Raw genomic sequence first — 17070 nt, forward strand, 5'->3', positions numbered from 1 at the left:
TGCGGAGCCGGTCTTGCGCTGACGGCGCTGACCGGCGTTCATAGCGAGGCGAAAGATGAAGACCATCAACGGCCCGGCGATTTTTCTCGCGCAGTTCATGGGCGCAGAAGCGCCGTTCGATACGCTTGCCAGTCTTGCGTCGTGGGCGGCGGGGCTCGGCTACAAGGGCATTCAGGTGCCCGCTGACTCGCGTCTGATCGATCTCGAAAAAGCCGCTTCGAGCGATGCCTATTGCGACGACATCCGGCGCACGGTCGAAGATGCGGGCGTGGCGATCACCGAATTGTCGACGCATCTGCAAGGGCAACTGGTCGCCGTGCATCCGGCCTACGACACGCTCTTCGACGGCTTCGCCGCGCCGCACGTGCGCGGCAACCCGCAAGCGCGCACTGAGTGGGCGATATCGCAGTTGAAGCACGCGGCGGCGGCATCGAAGCGGCTCGGCTTGAATGCGCACGTCACGTTCTCGGGCGCGCTCGCGTGGCCGTACGTGTATCCGTGGCCGCAGCGCCCGGCGGGACTCGTCGAAGCCGCGTTCGATGAACTCGCCACGCGTTGGCGTCCTATTCTCGATGAGTTCGACCGCGCGGGCATCGACGTGTGTTACGAGCTGCATCCGGGCGAAGACCTGCACGACGGCGTGACGTTCGAGCGTTTTCTCGCGGCCGTGGACGATCATCCGCGTGCGAACATCCTCTACGATCCGAGTCACTTCGTCTTGCAGCAACTGGACTATCTCGCGTTCATCGACATCTATCACGCGCGCATCAAGGCGTTTCACGTGAAGGACGCGGAGTTCCGGCCAAACGGGCGGCAAGGCGTGTACGGCGGCTATTCGGGATGGGTCGAGCGCGCGGGGCGTTTCCGTTCGCTCGGCGATGGCCAGATCGACTTCAAGGCGATCTTCTCGAAAATGGCGCAATATGACTTTCCAGGCTGGGCCGTGCTGGAATGGGAATGCGCGCTGAAGCATCCCGAAGACGGCGCGCGGGAAGGCGCGGTGTTCATTCGCGATCACATTATCCGCGTGGCCGAGCATGCGTTCGACGACTTCGCTGGCAGCGGCGCAAGCCGCGAACAAATGCGCGAAGTGCTTGGCATCGGAGATAAGCCATGAGACGCGTGCGGCTCGGCATGGTCGGCGGCGGCGAGGGCGCGTTCATTGGCGCGGTGCATCGCATGGCGGCGCGGCTTGATGACCGGTACGAACTGCTGGCGGGCGCGTTGTCGTCCGATCCGCAGCGCGCGGCGGCGAGCGCTGCGGCCATCGGCTTGCCCCGCAGCTACGACGACTATCGCGAGATGGCGCGCGTCGAAGCGAGTCGCGCGGATGGCATCGAAGCGGTCGCGATCGTCACGCCGAACCATCTTCATGCGCCGATTGCGACGGCGTTTCTTGAGGCCGGCATCCACGTGATCTGCGACAAGCCGCTTGCGGTATCGCTCGATGAAGGCGAGGCGTTGGCGAAGCTCGCGCGGGAGAAGAATCGCGTGTTCGCGGTGACGTACACGTACACCGGCTATCCGCTCGTGCGCCATGCGCGCGCGCTGGTGCGGGACGGCGCGCTCGGCGATATCCGCGTCGTGCAGGTGGAGTATGCGCAGGACTGGCTCTCGATGCCCGTCGAGACGCAGGCGAACCGGCAGGCCGCGTGGCGCACCGATCCGGCGCTCGCGGGCCCGACGGGCTGTCTCGGCGATATCGGCACGCATGCGTATCAGCTGGCTGAGTATGTGACGCGCATGAGGCCTTCGGAGTTATCGGCGGAAGTGACGACGTTCGTGCCGGGAAGGCGCGTCGACGATCATGTTCAGGCGATGCTGCGCTACGCCAACGGCGCGCGCGGCATGCTGTGGGCGAGTCAGGTCGCGGCGGGCGAGGAAAACGGGCTGCGGCTGCGCGTGTATGGCACGAAGGCGGGTTTGATGTTCGATCAGCAGGCGCCGAACGAGCTGTGGTTCACGCCGGTTGGCGGGGCGTCACAGCGGATCACACGCGGGCGTGTGCAGAGCGCCGAGGCGCTGCATGCGACGCGCGTGCCGGCGGGGCATCCGGAAGGGTATATCGAAGCGTTCGCGCAGGTTTATGCGGATGCGGCGGGGTGTATTGCGCGAGGGGCGACGCAGGGCGACGAGTGGCTTACGACGGTGGAGGATGGGGTCGCGGGGTTGCGGTTTGTTGAGGCGGTGTTGCGGAGTAGTGCGGGGGATGGGGGATGGGTGGGGGTGGAGTAGAAAACGGGGCCGCGGGAGCCGCCCCGTCCACTAAATCATCAACGAGCGATCACGCCCAATTCGCGTGAAAACTCCCCGCCTTGTCCGTCCGTTCGAACGTATGCGCGCCGAAGAAATCACGCTGCGCCTGCACGAGATTCGCCGGCAGCCGCTCCGACCGATACGCATCGAAATAAGCAATCGCCGACGAGAAAGCCGGCACCGGAATACCCGCCTTCACCGCCGCGACGACCACATCGCGCAATGCATCCTGATACTTCGCGGCGATATCGCTGAAATACGGATCGAGCAGCAGATTCGCGAGGTCTTTATCCGTCGCATAAGCGTCGGTGATCTTCTGCAGGAAGCGCGCGCGGATAATGCAGCCCGCCCGGAAAATCTTCGCGATCTCGCCGTACTGCAGATTCCAGTCGTATTCCTCGGATGCCGCGCGCAATTGCGCGAAGCCCTGCGCATAAGAAACGATCTTCGACAGATACAGCGCACGCCTCACCGATTCGATGAACGCCGCGCGATCGCCGTCGAACTTGGGCGTCGGCCCCGACAGCACCTTGCTAGCCGCCACGCGCTGATCCTTCAGCGACGACAGCACGCGCGCGAACACGGCTTCGGTGATCAGCGGCAGCGGCGCGCCCAGATCCAGCGCATTCTGGCTAGTCCACTTGCCGGTGCCCTTCTGCGCGGCGCGGTCCAATATGACATCGACGAGATCCTTGCCGGTTTCCTCGTCTTTCTTGGAGAAAATCTTCGACGTGATCTCGATCAGATAGCTATCCAGCTCGCCCTGATTCCATTCGACATAGACCTTTCCGAGTTCTTCGTTCGACAGCCCCGCGACGCGCTTGAGCACATCGTAGCTTTCGGCGATCAGCTGCATGTCGCCGTACTCGATGCCGTTGTGAACCATCTTCACGAAGTGGCCCGCGCCGTCCGGTCCCATGTACGCGACGCACGGCTCGCCGTCCGGCGCCTTCGCGGCGATTTCAGTGAGGATCGGCGCGACGAGTTCGTAGGCTTCCTTCTGTCCGCCCGGCATGATCGACGGCCCTTTCAGCGCGCCTTCCTCGCCGCCCGACACGCCCGTGCCGATGAAATGCAGGCCCGACTTCGCGAGGTCCTGGTTGCGGCGGATGGTGTCGGTGAAATGCGTGTTGCCGCCGTCGATGAGAATGTCGCCTTTTTCCAGCAGCGGACGCAGCGCCGCGATGGTGTCGTCGGTGCCGGCGCCGGCTTTCACCATCATCAGAATGCGGCGCGGCGTTTCGAGCGACTGCACGAACTCTTCGAGGGTGTACGTGGGCACGAGCTTTTTGTCGGGGTGTTCGGCAATCAGTTCGTCGGTTCTGGCGCGGCTGCGGTTGTAGACCGACACAGCGTGCCCGCGGCTCTCGATGTTCAAGGCCAGATTGCTGCCCATGACGGCGAGACCCACTACGCCGATAGCTTGTTTGCTCATGCTTGATCTCCGGATGACCGAAGCGATCGCGGCTCGTGGCGCGGGCGCTCCGGGAAAAAACGTGTCGATTGAATGCGGCTCTCGCGCGAAAGGGGTCGTCCTCATGTCCGACCGGCGAAGGATTGCGCCGCCGCCCGGCCGGTGCGCGAGCGCAGACCGCCCGAATTTACCACTTTGGGCGCTATCCGGCAGCGTGCGCGGTCGAGCGCGGCGCGATGTGCCGGCATAGAATGGACGCCCGCCATCGGCGCGACATCTCGGCAACGCAATCAACGAACCATGGCGCTTTCCCGGCGCACGCGCGCGCATCACTATTCGGTTTATGTCGTCGAACTCTCGGACGCCGTCTGGAACGAGGCGCGCTTTCGTCGTGCGAATCCCGACTACGTGCTGGGCAAGCCGTTCGTGTATGTCGGGATGACGGGCGTGGACCCGGACGTGCGTTTCGACAAGCACAAGGCGGGCATTCAGTCGAACCGCTATGTGCGGGAATTCGGGCTGCGGCTCTTGCCGCATCTCTACGAGATGTACAACCCGATGCCCTACGACGGCGCGCGCGACATGGAAGTGGAACTGGCCATCGGTTTGCGTGAGGCGGGCTACGGCGTCTGGCAGGCATAGCGGAAGCATTGAACAACTATCGCGATAAGGAGCGAGACATGCGGATTCTGGTCGTGGGCGCGGGGGCGATTGGCGGCTATTTCGGCGCGCGGCTGCTGGAAGCGGGCAGGGGCGTGACCTTTCTCGTGCGCGAACGCCGCGCCGAGCGGCTGCGCGAGAACGGACTGAACGTGCGAAGTCCTGACGGCGATCTGAGTTTCGCGAATCCGCCCATTGTCGTTGCGCAAGAGATCGACAAGCCTTTCGATCTCATTATCCTGAGCTGCAAAGCCTACGATCTGCAAGGCGCCATCGATTCGTTCGCGCCTGCCGTCGGTCCCGACACGGCGATCCTGCCGCTTCTGAACGGCATGGCTCATCTCGATGCGCTCGACGCGCGTTTCGGCGCGGCGAACGTGCTCGGCGGCCAATGCGTGATCGGCGCGACGCTCGATGCCGAAGGCACCATCGTGCATCTGAACAACATGCAGTCGATGACGATCGGCGAGCGCGCGGGCGGCCGGACGGCGCGCATCGACGCCTTCGCGCAGCAACTCGGCGGCGCGCGCTACGAACTGAACGTGAGCGAGAACGTCCTCCAGTCGATGTGGGACAAGTGGGTCTTCCTCGCGACGCTCGCGAGCGGCACGTGTCTGATGCGCGCGCCGATCGGCGACATCGTGACCGCGCCGGGCGGCGAAGACCTGTTGCGCCGTCTCTTCGACGAATGTTGCGGCATCGCCGCCGACAACGGCTATGCACCCGGCGATGCCGTGGTCGCGCGTGCGCGTGCCTTCTTCTCCGAGCGCGGTTCGCAGATGACCGCCTCCATGCTGCGCGATATCGAGAACAACGCGCCCATCGAAGCGGACCATATCGTCGGCGATTTGCTCGCGCGACGAAAAACGGCGGTCGATGCGCCGTCCTCCGTGCTCGCAACTGCCTATGCGCATCTGAAAGCGTATGAGGCGAGGCGGGCGCGCTCGCTCCATGCATGAACGCACGCGGGCCGCTTTTGTCGCGCGGCCCGACGCTGTACGCTCTCGGCTTTTGATCTTGACCGCGCCATGCCACCGGATTCCGCCCGCCCCACGATTCCCGAAATCTTCTTAGGCTTCTTGACGCTTGGCCTGACGGCGTTCGGCGGCGCGCTGCCGCTCGCGCGACGTGAAATCGTCGAGCGCCGCCAATGGCTCGATGCCGATGCCTTCACCGATCTGCTCGGCCTCTGCCAGTTCCTGCCGGGCGGCAACGTGATCAATCTGTCGGTGGCCGTTGGCATGCGCTTTCGCGGCGTGCCGGGCGCGCTCGCCGGTCTGCTCGGGCTGCTCGTCGGGCCGTCGCTCATCGTCATCGGCCTTGGCGTGATCTATCAGCGCACGCATCAGGACCCGCGCGTCGCGCATCTGTTCGCGGGGCTCGCGGCGGCTGCGGCAGGACTTCTGATCGCGATGGCCGTGAAGCTGCTCTGGCCGCTGCGCAAGAAACCGGAGGCGGCCGCCGTCGCGCTCGTGATGTTCGCGGGCATCGCATTGCTGCGCACGCCGCTTCTTCCGTCGATGCTCGTGCTCACGCCTATTTCCGTGCTGATCGCCTGGAAGGTGCGCCGATGAAAGACGATCTCTTTTCGCTCGCCGCCATCTTCAGCCAGTTGTCCTTGCTCGCGTTCGGCGGCGGCAACACCATCCTGCCGGAGATGCAGCGGCAGGTCGTGCAGGTGCATCACTGGATGACGAAGGCGGATTTCTCCGCGCTTTTCGCGCTCGCGCAGGCCGCGCCGGGGCCGAACATGATGGTCGTTACGCTGATCGGCTGGCACGTCGCCGGATGGCCGGGCGTGCTGGTGACGTCCATCGCGAAGTTCGGGCCGTCGTCGCTCGTGACGATTTTCGCGCTGCACGCATGGGAGCGGTTCAAGGACCGCCCGTGGCGGCGCTATGTGCAGCTCGGGCTCGTGCCGATCACGGTCGGGCTCGTCGCGGCGAGTGCGCTTTTGATCGCCGAGGCGTCGGACCGCGCTGCGGTGCTCGTGGGTATCACGGCGGCGGTCGCCGTGCTCGCGTACAAGACGAAGCTGCATCCGTTGTGGCTTCTGGCGGGCGGCGCGCTGATCGGGCTGTCGGGCTTCGGGCAGTGACCGGGCAACGGCAAATAATCGGGACTGTCGGTTCTTCGGCAGCAAACGAGCAATACCGGCTAACGGCGCGCCGATGTCCGGCTCGGGACAGTAACCGACGAATGTCTAGCTGACTGTGCTCGGGGCCGCGACCGAAGAACGGCAAGCTGTCGCGCTTCGGTCACTAACCGGCTGAGCGGCAAGCTGGCAGGCTTCCTGCTGGCTTTCGATCCGATGCGAACACGAGGACACGCGCCATGACCATGACCACCGAATACGCGAAGACCGCGCCCGAACGCAGCGAAATCGACGCGATGACGGCGCCCACCGTCGTCGAATTCGGCACGGACTGGTGCGGCTTCTGCCGCGCCGCGCAGCCGCTGATCGCGCAGGCGTTTCAGGCGCATCGCGGCGTGCATCACATCAAGATCGAGGATGGCAGCGGCCGGCCGCTCGGACGATCTTTCCGCGTGAAGCTGTGGCCGACGCTCATCTTCATGCTCGAAGGCAAGGAAGTCGCGCGCCTGGTGCGCCCGGGCGACGTCGGCGAGATTCGCGACGCGCTCGCGCTCATCGACGAGCCGCTCGCCGAATAATCGCTCGCGCATTTCTTGATGCGCTCAGGGTTATCGCCAGCAAGACAGCGTCACGCCTGACTTGTAGGATGACCCGATGACTTTACAGCCGTCCCCGCCGCCCCGGTTTGAAAAGATTCCGCCTCGCGCGTTGTCGGACACGGTCGCGCAGCAATTGCAGCAGCTGATCGAGAATGGCAGTTTCGCCGCGAGCGGCAAGCTGCCGAGCGAAGCCGTGCTCGCGCAGGAGTTCGGCGTGAGCCGCACGGTGATCCGCGAAGCCGTTTCGCGTCTGAAGAACGAAGGCATGGTCGAGCCACGGCAAGGCAGCGGCGTGTTCATCGTCGAGCGCGCGGGCATTCGGCCGCTGCGCATCGACTACGCGCAGGCGGTCGAGCCGGGCGCGGTCGTGCAGATTCTCGCGCTGCGGCGGGCGATCGAAGCGGAAGTGGCATCCGAAGCGGCGATGCATCGCACGGACGCGCATTTGCAGGCTATCGACGCGGCGCTCGGCCGTATCGACGAAGCCGTGCGCGAAGGTCGCGACGGCGTGGCCGAAGACGTGGCGTTTCATCGCGAGATCGCGAATGCGACGGGCAATCCGTATTTTCTGAAGACGCTCGCTTTTCTGAACCAGTATCTGGAAGCCGGCACGGTCGTCACGCGCCGCAACGAGGCCCTGCGCGAGGACTTCTCGCGGCAGGTGCGCGAAGAGCACGCCGCCATTGCCGACGCCATTCGCGCAGGCGACGCCGTGGCCGCGCGTAACGCCGCGCAGACGCATCTCATGAACGCCGCGCGCCGTCTCGCGGAAGCGGGCATTCGCTAATACATCACACAGAGGAACGCCATGTCGAGAAACGTCGGGGTCATCGGGCTGGGCGCAATGGGAATGGGCGTCGCGCGCTCGCTCTTGCGCGCGGGCTTCGCCGTCCATGCGTGCGACGTGCGCCGCCACGTGCTCGACGCCTTCGCGGCGGAGGGCGGCATCGCGTGCGCGTCGCCGGCCGAGTTGGGCCGGAAGTGCGACGTCGTCGTGACGCTCGTCGTCAACGCGGCGCAAACGGAAGCCGTGTTGTTCGGCGAGTCCGGGGCCGTCGACGTGATGAAGCCCGGCAGCGTCGTGCTGGCTTGCGCGACGGTCGCGCCCGCGTTCGCCGCGCAATTGGGCGAGCGCATCGCGCAAAAAGGCGTGCTGATGCTCGACTCGCCCGTGTCCGGCGGCGCGGCGAAGGCCGCATCCGGCGAAATGACGATGATGACCTCCGGCCCCGCCGCCGCCTACGCCGCGTGCGAAGACGTGCTCGACGCGATGGCGGGCAAGGTGTATCGGCTCGGCGACGCGCACGGCGCGGGATCGAAGGTCAAGATCATCAATCAATTGCTCGCGGGCGTGCATATCGCGGCGGCCGCCGAAGCGATGGCGCTCGGCTTGCGCGAAGGCGTCGATCCGGAGGCGCTGTACGACGTCATCACGCACAGCGCGGGCAATTCCTGGATGTTCGAGAACCGCGTGCCGCATATCCTCGCGGGCGACACCACGCCGCTTTCCGCCGTCGATATCTTCGTGAAGGATCTCGGCCTCGTGCTCGATACCGCGCGCAGCACGAAGTTTCCGCTGCCGTTGTCCGCAGCCGCGCATCAGATGTTCATGATGGCGTCGACAGCCGGGTACGGCGGCGAGGACGATTCCTCGGTCATCAAGATCTTTCCCGGCATCGAGCTTCCGAAGGCGTCGGAGTGAAGCCTGACCGATAAGCCGCGCCGCCATAAAGACACTGAAGGAGAACAAGCGATGCCTCGCTTCGCCGCGAATCTGACGATGATGTACACCGAACACGCGTTCCTCGACCGCTTCGCCGCCGCCGCGAAAGACGGCTTCAAGGCGGTCGAATTCCTGTTCCCGTACGACTTTCCCGCCGCCGACATCAAGACGCGCCTGACGGACAACGGCCTCACGCAGGCGCTTTTCAATGCGCCGCCCGGCGACTGGGCGGCGGGCGAACGCGGCATCGCGTCGCTGCCGGGGCGCGAGGACGAGTTCCGGCAAAGCGTCGACAAGGCGCTCGAATACACGGCGGCACTCGGCAACAAAAAGCTGCATGTCATGGCCGGTCTGATCGCGCCGGACCAGCCGCGCGACGAACACGGCGCCGTCTATCTGCGCAATCTCGAATACGCGGCGAAGGCGGCGCAGACGGCGGGCATCGGCATCGTGATCGAGCCGATCAACACGCGCGATATTCCCGGCTTCTTTCTGAATCGCCAGGACGAGGCGCAAGCCATCTGCGATGAAATCGGCGCGCCGAATCTGCAAGTGCAGTTTGACATCTATCACTGCCAGATCGTCGAGGGCGATATCGCCGTGAAGCTCAAGCGCGATATGAAGCGGCCGAACGCGGGCATCGGACACATTCAGATTGCGGGCGTGCCGGACCGCAACGAGCCGGATATCGGCGAGCTGAACTACCCGTATCTGTTCGAACTGATCGATTCGCTCGGCTACGACGGATGGATCGGCTGCGAATACCGGCCGAAAGCGGGCACGTCAGAAGGTCTCGGCTGGCTCAAGCCTTATCTGTAACGCGTTCCGGAGCGACGACATGAAAATCCTGATCACGGGCGGCGCGGGCTTTCTCGGCCAGCGGCTCGCGAAGCGCCTGCTGGAACGAGGCACGCTCGACGGCCAGCCGGTCACGGAACTCGTGCTGCTCGACGTGGCGCGTCCCGCCGATGAGCGTCTCCTTTCCGATACGCGCGTGCGCGCCGAAACCGGCGATATCGCCGAGCGCGCCGTGCTGGAGCGCCTTATCGACGGCGAGACGGGCCCGATCTTTCATCTCGCGGCCATCGTCTCGGGTCAGGCCGAAGCGGAGTTCGATCTCGGCATGCGCATCAATCTCGACGCGTCGCGCACGCTGCTCGAAGTCTGCCGTGCGTCGGGGCACGCGCCGCGCGTCGTGTTCACGAGTTCGGTGGCTGTGTATGGCGGCGCGCTGCCGGAGATCGTGCAGGACGACACGGCGCTCAATCCGCAATCGTCGTATGGAACGCAGAAGGCCGTCGCGGAACTGTTGCTTTGCGACTATTCCCGGCGCGGTTTCGTCGATGGCCGCGTGCTGCGGCTACCGACCATCAGCGTGCGGCCGGGCAAGCCGAACGCGGCGGCGTCGTCGTTCGCGAGCGGCATCATTCGCGAGCCGCTGAACGGCGAACGCGCGGTGTGTCCCGTCGATGGTGAGACGCGACTGTGGCTGCTATCGCCGAAGAGCGCGGTGGACGCGCTGATCGCGGGTTGCGAGATCGAGCGCGCCGCGCTGGGCACGCGGCCTATCGTGAATCTGCCGGGGTTGTCGGTGAGCGTGAACGAGATGGTTGCCGCACTGCGCGAAGTGGCCGGCGACGGAGCTGTGTCGCGCATCGACTGGCAGCGCGACGAGCGCATCGAGAAGATCGTCGGAAGCTGGCCGGGCGCGTGGGACACGTCGCGTGCCCAGCAGTTGGGACTGGCCGGCGACCGGTCGTTCGCGGATGTGATTCGCGCTTATATCGACGAGATGCGCGGGTAGGGCGGCGCGGTCGCGACATTCGCGCGTGCGCCGGGGCGGCTTTCCGTGCGCTCGGTGCTTGGCATCGCCGAAGGGCGCGGGTCACCGTGAGCGGTGCGATTGGCGAGAAACACGTGGCGTCACGGTCGCCGTTGGCGAGGTGGCGGACTTGCGCACTGTGCGGCGCGTGCCGCGCTTTGAGCAAGCAAGCGGCTTGTCGCGAGTCCCGTTGCGGTTCGCGACATTCGCGGGCGTGCCGCGTCGGCTTTCCGTGCGCTCGGTGCTTGGCATCGCCGAAGGGCGCGGGTCACCGTGAGCGGTGCAATTGGCCAACAGCACGCGGCGTCTCGGCCGCCGTTGACGAGCTGGCGGACTTGCGCAGTATTCGGCGCGTGTAGCGCAGATCGCCGCGAAGCTCGCGCAGAGCAAGCGCGGCAGAGGCTAGAACCCTCGGGCGATGTTCGCCGCCGACGTTGTCCCCAATCGCTCCTCGCTGAACGCTCGCTCAACGCTCGCGCAGCGTTTAGTTCATCCACTCAAACCAGCGGAGCAGACTCGAGGAGCGTGTAGCTCACACCATCACGCTCGGCACGCCTCGCGCCTGTCACGCTTACATCCTTATTTCCGCGCTACACTCCTCTCTTCAGTGTGACGAAGGCCGCAGTGGATCACGGGCGTCGCACGCCCGTTCCTCCCTCGCTCGCGGCCGGATTGCCGCCCTCGCCGCGCTCACGGCAAGCGCCTCGGTCACGTCAGAACGCCATCGCGCACGCGGGAGAATCCCATGTTGCTCCATCAGCTAGTCGATCGTTTCGGCCCGGCGATCGTTTTTATCAACGTCATGGGCTCGGCGCTCGGGCTGCCCGTGCCCGCCATGCCGACGATGATCATCGTCGGTGCATCCACCGCGCTCATGGCCGTGAACGGCGGGGCGTTCTGGCCGCCGCTCGTCGGCGTGCTGGCCGTCGCGGTCGCGGGCGGCGTACTCGGCGATCTCGTCTGGTTCCAGGGCGGGCGCAAGTACGGCGACCGCACGCTCAAGACTATCTGCAAGCTGTCGCTCTCGCGCGATACCTGCGTGAAGAAGACCGAACGCTTCTTCGGGCGCTGGGGCGTGCGCGTTCTGCTCGTCGCGAAGTTCATCCCCGGTCTTTCGCTCGTCTCCGTGCCGCTCGCCGGCGCAATGGGCGTGCGGCTGCGCAGCTTCATCCTGCACGACGGCGCGGGGGTGGCGCTGTGGGGCGCAGTCGGCCTCTCCGTCGGCGTGGTGTTCGCGGCGGAGCTGGAGATGGTCTTCGCCATGATCTCGCGGCTCGGACGGCAAGCGGTGATCGTCGTCGCGGTGCTGCTCGCCGTCTATGTGACGTATCGCTGGTGGCGTCGCCGTGCGCTCATGGCGACGCTGGAAAAGGCGCGCATCACGGTGGACGATCTTTACGCGCTGATGCACGGCGATCCGCTGCCCGTCATCTTCGACATCCGTTCGGCGGAAAAGCGCATGCTCGACCCATACGTGATTCCGGGCGCGATGTTCGCGGACGAGCGCGAGTTGCAGAAGATCATCGAGAGCTACGACAAGGATCGCAAGCTCGTCATCTATTGCTCGTGCCCGAACGAAGTATCCGCCGCATGGATGGCGAAGACGCTGCGCAACGCGGGCTTTCGCGATGTCCTGCCGCTCACGGGCGGCCTCGACGCGTGGCGGCTCGCCGGCTTCGAAGTGGCGAAGCTGACGGAGTTCGGCGATATCGTCGCGGCGACGCCGGAGGAAGCGGAGCAAATGGCGAACACGTGTTCGCTGCCGATGGTGCGAGACGCGGCGTCCGCCAATACAGCGTCGGCAGCGTCGGCGCCCCTGCATGAACCCGGCTTACCTCACGGAGATCACGCATGAGCACCACCCCGAACGGCGATCACGCCGCACCGATGCCGAACGTCGTGGCGTGGAGTCCGGGCATGCCGCCGCCGGACGATTCGGACACGCCAACGCCGAACGCGGGCGCGCCCGAAGCCGAGAGCGCGCCGTTCTCGCCGCTGCAAACGCGCGCGCACCAGATGTTTCCGCGTCTCACGGACGACGAAATCCGGCGCATGTCCCGCTTCGGCAAGGCGGCGCGCTGGCGCGCGGGCGAGTGGATGTTCCGCACGGGCGAAGTCGGGCGCGGCATGGTGGTCATCCTGAAGGGGCTCGTGCGCGTCACGCGGCGCGATGCGCTCGGCAAGACGCATATCGTCGTCGAACACGGCGCGGGGCATTTTCTTGCCGAAGTCGCGCAGCTTTCCGGCAAGCCGTGTCTGGTCGACGGCATGGCGGCGGAAGATGTCGAAGGCTTCGTGATCGCGCCCGAACAGTTGCGCGCACTGCTCGTCGCCGAAGCGGAACTCGGCGAGCGCATCATGCGCGCGTTGATCCTGCGGCGCGTCGGCTTGATCGAGAAGGGCAGCGGGCCGGTGTTGCTCGGCCAGGCGGACGATGGCCGGCTCATCTCCCTGCAAGGCTTCTTCCGGCGCAACGGCTATCCGCACACGGTCATCGACGCGAGCACGGACCCGGACGCCATCGCGCTGCTTGAGCGCATCTCGGCCTCCACGGCAGATTTTCCGCTCGTCATTTGTCCGGACGGCACCGTGCTGCGCGCGCCCGACGAGAATCAGGTCGCGACGCAGCTCGGCTGGCTGCCGGAGTTCGATTCGAGTCACGTCTACGACGTCGCGATCGTCGGCGCGGGGCCGGCCGGTCTCGCGACGGCTGTTTATGCGGCGTCCGAAGGACTGTCGGTGGCCGTGTTCGATTGCCGCGCGCCGGGCGGGCAGGCGGGCGCGAGTTCGCGCATCGAGAACTATCTGGGCTTTCCTACCGGCATCTCCGGTCAGGCGCTCGCGGGCCGCGCGTTCGTGCAGGCGCAGAAGTTCGGCGCGCACATCGCCATTCCGACGCGCATCAAGGCGCTGCATTGCGGCGAGTCGCCCACCGAGATCGAACTGGAAAACGGCACGCGCGTCGCCACGCAGACGGTCGTGATCGCGTCGGGCGCGGCGTATCGGCGGCCGGCCATCGAAGGGCTCGAACGTTACGAGGGGCGCGGCACGTACTACTGGGCATCGCCTGTCGAAGCGAAGCTGTGCAAGAACGCGGACGTCGTGCTGGTCGGCGGCGGCAATTCGGCGGGGCAGGCGGCGGTTTACCTCGCATCGCACGCGCGGCGCGTCGATGTGTTGATTCGCGGCGCGAGTCTCTCGGCGAGCATGTCGCACTATCTGGTGGAGCGCATCGGCTCGTTGCCCAACGTGAAGGTACGCACGCATACGCAGATCGCCTCGCTGGAAGGCGACGATCGCATGCTCACGGCAATCAACTGCAAGACGCCGGATGGGCCGCTCCGGCTCGAATCGCGGCATCTGTTCCTGTTCACCGGCGCGGATCCGAACACCGACTGGCTGCGCGATTGCAGCGTGAATACCGACGCCAAAGGTTTCGTGCTGACTGGCCCCGAGGCGCACGGGGGACGCACCGAAGGCGTGATGGGACTCGAGACGAGCGTGCCGGGCGTGTTCGCCATCGGCGACGTGCGCTCCAGTTCGACCAAGCGCGTGGCGGCGGCCGTGGGCGAAGGCGCGGCGGTCGTCTCGCAGATTCACGCGTTGCTGGCGCAGCGCGAGTTGGCCAGCGTCGCGGGGACGTGACGGCCCGACGTGCGCGCTCAGGCTTCGGCGGGAAAGCGGAGCGTGAACTCGATCCAGCCGTCCGCCGAGCACTCCGCCGACGCGCTTCCGCCGTGCATCCGCATGATCGCCTGCACGATGGCGAGGCCCAGCCCGCTCGATTCGGTCCATTCGCTGCGCGCTGCGTCGCCGCGATAGAAGCGGTCGAAGAGCCGCGCGAGTGCTTCGCGCGGAATCGGCGCGCCGCGGTTTCCCACGACGATGCACGCGCCCCCGGCATCCGCATGGCCCGAAAGACGCACGACGCTATCCGGCGTCGCATATCGCACCGCGTTCACCACGACATTGCCGATAGCGCGGCGGCACATGATCGCGTTGGCGTGCATGTCGCCGGTTGCGTCGATATCGAACGTGATGCGGCGCTCTTCCGCGATGCCTTCGAAATACGCCGCGATGCTCTGCAATTCCTCGCGTAGGTCGAGACGCTCGCGCTCGATCGCCTGCTCGCCGTGATCCGCTTGCGCGAGAAACAATATGTTCTGCGCGATGCGCGCGAGCCGCTCCAGTTCTTCCAGATTCGATTCGAGCACGTTGCGATATTCCGGCGCGCTGCGCGCGTGCGCGAGCGTGACCTGGGTCTCGCCGATCAACACGCCGATGGGCGTGCGCAGTTCATGCGCGAGGTCCGCCGAGAATTGCAGCAGGCGCTCGTAACCGTTTTCCAGACGGTCGAGCATCGCGTTGAACGACGCGGCAAGCCCCTGCAGTTCAGTCGGCGCATGTGCTACGTCGAGACGCGCGGACAGGCGGTGCGGCGTGATTTCGGCGGCTTTGTCGGCCATGAGCTTGAGCGGTCGCAGGCCGCGGCTCGTGGCCCAGTACGCCAGCAACATGGCGATGAGCGCCGCGCCGATCATGTTGACCCACACGCGAACGAGATACGTGGACAAGACGCGCGCTTCCTGCGTCATCACGTGCGCCGCGATGATCTCGACCACTTCGCCGCTTTCGCCGATGCGTGCCTGCGCGCCGATCCAGCGCATCCGCACGCCATCCGCGCGCGTGCCTTCGTATAGATCATCGAGGCCGATTGCGCGGTTGACCGGCACGACATGCAGCGGCGGCAACGGCATATGGTCGGGATTGACGTTGATAAACGCCGCCGATCCCGCGCGCCGGAAAATGATCACGTCCTGCCTGTCGCCGAGCATGGTTTCGAAGAGCCGGGGGCGCGCTTCGATCTCGTTGATCGTATAGAGATCGTGCAGCAGCGAGCGGAAGTGCTCGACGCGTCCGATCAACTGATAGTCGGCGCGCGTGGACAGCGCCGAGTTCGTCGCCTGATACAGCGCCACGCCCACCATGCCGACCACGATCCACACGATGGCCGCGAACGACAGCGCAATGCGCAGCGCGAGCGAGCGCGAGCGCGGTATCAAGCGCCGGTTCAAGCGTCCTCTCCGAACGAATAGCCGATGCTGCGCACCGTGTGGATGAGCTTCGGCTCGAATGCATTGTCGATTTTCGCGCGCAGGCGCTTGACGGCGACATCGACCACATTGGTGTCGCTGTCGAAGTTCATGTCCCACACTTCGGATGCAATGACCGTGCGAGACAACGCTTCGCCGGGATGCTTGCAGAAGAGATGCAGCAGCGCGAATTCCTTGTTGGTCAACACGATGTCGATGCCCTTGCGCGTGACTTTGCGGCGCAAGACATCCACATGAAGATCGGCGATCTGAAACGTATCGGATTCACGCATCACGCCGCGACGCAGCAGCGTGCGAATGCGCAAGACAAGTTCCGTGAACGAAAACGGCTTGACGAGGTAATCGTCCGCGCCGAGTTCGAGTCCGTGAATGCGGTCCGTGACGTGATCGCGCGCCGTGAGAAAAATGACAGGCAAGTCACGTTTCGCGCGCAACGCGGCCATGACCTGCCATCCGTCGATGCCGGGCAACATGACGTCCAGCACAATCAGTTCGTATGGATTGGCGAGCGCCTGGTGCAGGCCGTCCGTACCGTTGCGCACGAGCTCCACCTGATAGCCGGACTCGATGAGCCCTTTTTTCAGGTAATCGCCGGTCTTGCGGTCGTCTTCGATCACGAGGATGGTCATGCGCGCGAGCTTCGTTATCAGGTTGACGTGATTCTATCGAGCGTCTGCCTTATCCCGCCGCAAATGACAAAAACGTCATGAAGACGTCATGGATCGATCAGTGCGGGGCCGCTACGATGCGTCCGTGCTCGATCATCAATCCGCGAGGCAACACGTGCAAGAACGAACACTTCGGACGGTCCAGCCGCTCTGGCTGCGCATTACGCATTGGGTGAATGCGCTCGCCATTCTCCTGATGGTGACGAGCGGCTGGCAAATCTATAACGCGTCACCGATCTTCAAGGCGCTCACGTTCTCGCCCGCCATCACGCTCGGCGGCTGGCTCGGCGGCGCGCTTCAGTGGCATTTCGCGGCCATGTGGCTGCTGGTCGCGAACTTCATCGTCTATCTTGCGATCAACGTGGCGACCGGCCGCCTGCGTCGGCGCATGTTTCCGTTGAGCATCAAGAGCGTGATGAGCGATGCATTCGCCGCGCTGCGCGGCAAGCTCACTCACGACGATCTCACGCACTACAACGCGGTGCAGAAACTCGCGTATCTCGCGGTGATCGTGGATATCGTCGTCATCATTCTGTCGGGGCTGGTGGTGTGGAAGTCCGTGCAGTTTCCGTTGCTGCGCACGCTGATGGGCGGCTATGACAACGCGCGCGTCGTGCATTTCTTCGGCATGAGCTTTCTCCTTGCGTTCGTCGTGCTGCATGTGGCGATGGTCGCGCTCGTGCCGCGTTCGCTCGTATTGATGATCAAAGGACGTTGAC

Annotated in this window: 17 protein-coding genes; 14 read left to right on the forward strand and 3 right to left on the reverse strand. The window is 65.2% G+C overall.

What is annotated here, in order from left to right:
- Positions 1–55: 55 nt before the first annotated feature.
- Both P9239_RS04345 and P9239_RS04350 read left to right on the forward strand, forming a co-directional pair.
- Positions 56–1117, forward strand: a complete 1062-nt coding sequence (locus P9239_RS04345) for a sugar phosphate isomerase/epimerase (protein ID WP_309749254.1) — start codon at positions 56–58, stop codon at positions 1115–1117.
- Complete coding sequence (locus tag P9239_RS04350; RefSeq protein ID WP_309749255.1) at positions 1114–2235, forward strand: Gfo/Idh/MocA family oxidoreductase; 1122 nt, start codon at positions 1114–1116, stop codon at positions 2233–2235. Before P9239_RS04345 ends, P9239_RS04350 begins: the two co-directional genes overlap by 4 nt.
- Positions 2236–2284: 49 nt before the next feature.
- On the opposite strand, the gene gndA is transcribed toward P9239_RS04350, so the two are convergent.
- Positions 2285–3691: an NADP-dependent phosphogluconate dehydrogenase gene (gene gndA / locus P9239_RS04355; RefSeq protein ID WP_309749256.1), complete on the reverse strand. Its 1407-nt coding sequence runs from the start codon at positions 3689–3691 to the stop codon at positions 2285–2287.
- 279 nt (positions 3692–3970) lie between these two features.
- On the opposite strand from gndA, the gene P9239_RS04360 reads away from it, so the two are divergent.
- From P9239_RS04360 to P9239_RS04410, 11 genes are all read left to right on the forward strand, one after another.
- Positions 3971–4312, forward strand: coding sequence for a hypothetical protein (locus tag P9239_RS04360; RefSeq protein WP_206469091.1), 342 nt, complete (start codon positions 3971–3973; stop codon positions 4310–4312).
- Between the two features lie 38 nt (positions 4313–4350).
- Positions 4351–5289, forward strand: coding sequence for a 2-dehydropantoate 2-reductase (gene panE, locus P9239_RS04365; protein ID WP_309749257.1), 939 nt, complete (start codon positions 4351–4353; stop codon positions 5287–5289).
- A gap of 69 nt (positions 5290–5358) precedes the next feature.
- Positions 5359–5904: a chromate transporter gene (locus tag P9239_RS04370; protein ID WP_309749258.1), complete on the forward strand. Its 546-nt coding sequence runs from the start codon at positions 5359–5361 to the stop codon at positions 5902–5904.
- Positions 5901–6428: a chromate transporter gene (locus P9239_RS04375; protein WP_309749259.1), complete on the forward strand. Its 528-nt coding sequence runs from the start codon at positions 5901–5903 to the stop codon at positions 6426–6428. Before P9239_RS04370 ends, P9239_RS04375 begins: the two co-directional genes overlap by 4 nt.
- 236 nt (positions 6429–6664) lie before the next feature.
- A complete protein-coding gene (locus tag P9239_RS04380; protein ID WP_250474455.1) occupies positions 6665–7003 on the forward strand; it encodes a thioredoxin family protein in 339 nt (112 codons plus the stop codon).
- 76 nt (positions 7004–7079) lie between these two features.
- Complete coding sequence (locus P9239_RS04385; RefSeq protein ID WP_309749260.1) at positions 7080–7811, forward strand: FadR/GntR family transcriptional regulator; 732 nt, start codon at positions 7080–7082, stop codon at positions 7809–7811.
- A gap of 21 nt (positions 7812–7832) precedes the next feature.
- The gene (gene ltnD / locus P9239_RS04390; RefSeq protein WP_309749261.1) at positions 7833–8726 is read left to right on the forward strand and encodes an L-threonate dehydrogenase; all 894 of its coding nucleotides are present in this window, start codon (positions 7833–7835) and stop codon (positions 8724–8726) included.
- 51 nt (positions 8727–8777) lie between these two features.
- A complete protein-coding gene (gene otnI, locus P9239_RS04395; protein ID WP_309749262.1) occupies positions 8778–9566 on the forward strand; it encodes a 2-oxo-tetronate isomerase in 789 nt (262 codons plus the stop codon).
- Positions 9567–9585: 19 nt separating this feature from the next.
- A complete protein-coding gene (gene denD, locus P9239_RS04400; protein WP_309749263.1) occupies positions 9586–10551 on the forward strand; it encodes a D-erythronate dehydrogenase in 966 nt (321 codons plus the stop codon).
- 766 nt (positions 10552–11317) lie between these two features.
- Positions 11318–12424 (forward strand): DedA family protein/thiosulfate sulfurtransferase GlpE, encoded by a 1107-nt coding sequence (locus tag P9239_RS04405; protein ID WP_404980173.1) that lies wholly within the window; start codon positions 11318–11320, stop codon positions 12422–12424.
- Complete coding sequence (locus tag P9239_RS04410; RefSeq protein WP_309749265.1) at positions 12421–14214, forward strand: FAD-dependent oxidoreductase; 1794 nt, start codon at positions 12421–12423, stop codon at positions 14212–14214. The genes P9239_RS04405 and P9239_RS04410 overlap by 4 nt, the downstream gene beginning before the upstream one ends.
- A 17-nt stretch (positions 14215–14231) precedes the next feature.
- On the opposite strand, the gene P9239_RS04415 is transcribed toward P9239_RS04410, so the two are convergent.
- The gene (locus P9239_RS04415) at positions 14232–15644 is read right to left on the reverse strand and encodes a heavy metal sensor histidine kinase (protein WP_309749266.1); all 1413 of its coding nucleotides are present in this window, start codon (positions 15642–15644) and stop codon (positions 14232–14234) included.
- On the reverse strand, positions 15641–16312 hold the full coding sequence (locus P9239_RS04420; protein ID WP_309749267.1) for a heavy metal response regulator transcription factor: 672 nt from the start codon (positions 16310–16312) through the stop codon (positions 15641–15643). The genes P9239_RS04415 and P9239_RS04420 overlap by 4 nt, the downstream gene beginning before the upstream one ends.
- A 235-nt stretch (positions 16313–16547) precedes the next feature.
- Between P9239_RS04420 and P9239_RS04425 the strand changes: the two genes are divergently transcribed.
- Positions 16548–17069 carry a cytochrome b/b6 domain-containing protein gene (locus P9239_RS04425; protein WP_309749623.1) on the forward strand — a complete coding sequence of 174 codons (522 nt, stop codon included), beginning with the start codon at positions 16548–16550 and terminating at the stop codon, positions 17067–17069.
- The last annotated feature ends 1 nt before the right edge of the window (position 17070 follow it).

Origin of the sequence: Caballeronia sp. LZ062, assembly GCF_031450785.1 — a bacterium.
Classification (GTDB): Bacteria; Pseudomonadota; Gammaproteobacteria; order Burkholderiales; family Burkholderiaceae; genus Caballeronia.

Coding starts and splice junctions, on each gene's coding strand:
- P9239_RS04425 (WP_309749623.1), top strand. CDS start 16,548: ATGGTGACGAGCGGCTGGCAAATCTATAACGCGTCACCGATCTTCAAG.
- otnI (WP_309749262.1), top strand. CDS start 8,778: ATGCCTCGCTTCGCCGCGAATCTGACGATGATGTACACCGAACACGCG.
- ltnD (WP_309749261.1), top strand. CDS start 7,833: ATGTCGAGAAACGTCGGGGTCATCGGGCTGGGCGCAATGGGAATGGGC.
- P9239_RS04420 (WP_309749267.1), bottom strand. CDS start 16,312: ATGACCATCCTCGTGATCGAAGACGACCGCAAGACCGGCGATTACCTG.
- P9239_RS04410 (WP_309749265.1), top strand. CDS start 12,421: ATGAGCACCACCCCGAACGGCGATCACGCCGCACCGATGCCGAACGTC.
- P9239_RS04370 (WP_309749258.1), top strand. CDS start 5,359: ATGCCACCGGATTCCGCCCGCCCCACGATTCCCGAAATCTTCTTAGGC.
- P9239_RS04380 (WP_250474455.1), top strand. CDS start 6,665: ATGACCATGACCACCGAATACGCGAAGACCGCGCCCGAACGCAGCGAA.
- gndA (WP_309749256.1), bottom strand. CDS start 3,691: ATGAGCAAACAAGCTATCGGCGTAGTGGGTCTCGCCGTCATGGGCAGC.
- P9239_RS04350 (WP_309749255.1), top strand. CDS start 1,114: ATGAGACGCGTGCGGCTCGGCATGGTCGGCGGCGGCGAGGGCGCGTTC.
- P9239_RS04385 (WP_309749260.1), top strand. CDS start 7,080: ATGACTTTACAGCCGTCCCCGCCGCCCCGGTTTGAAAAGATTCCGCCT.
- P9239_RS04360 (WP_206469091.1), top strand. CDS start 3,971: ATGGCGCTTTCCCGGCGCACGCGCGCGCATCACTATTCGGTTTATGTC.
- denD (WP_309749263.1), top strand. CDS start 9,586: ATGAAAATCCTGATCACGGGCGGCGCGGGCTTTCTCGGCCAGCGGCTC.
- P9239_RS04375 (WP_309749259.1), top strand. CDS start 5,901: ATGAAAGACGATCTCTTTTCGCTCGCCGCCATCTTCAGCCAGTTGTCC.
- panE (WP_309749257.1), top strand. CDS start 4,351: ATGCGGATTCTGGTCGTGGGCGCGGGGGCGATTGGCGGCTATTTCGGC.
- P9239_RS04345 (WP_309749254.1), top strand. CDS start 56: ATGAAGACCATCAACGGCCCGGCGATTTTTCTCGCGCAGTTCATGGGC.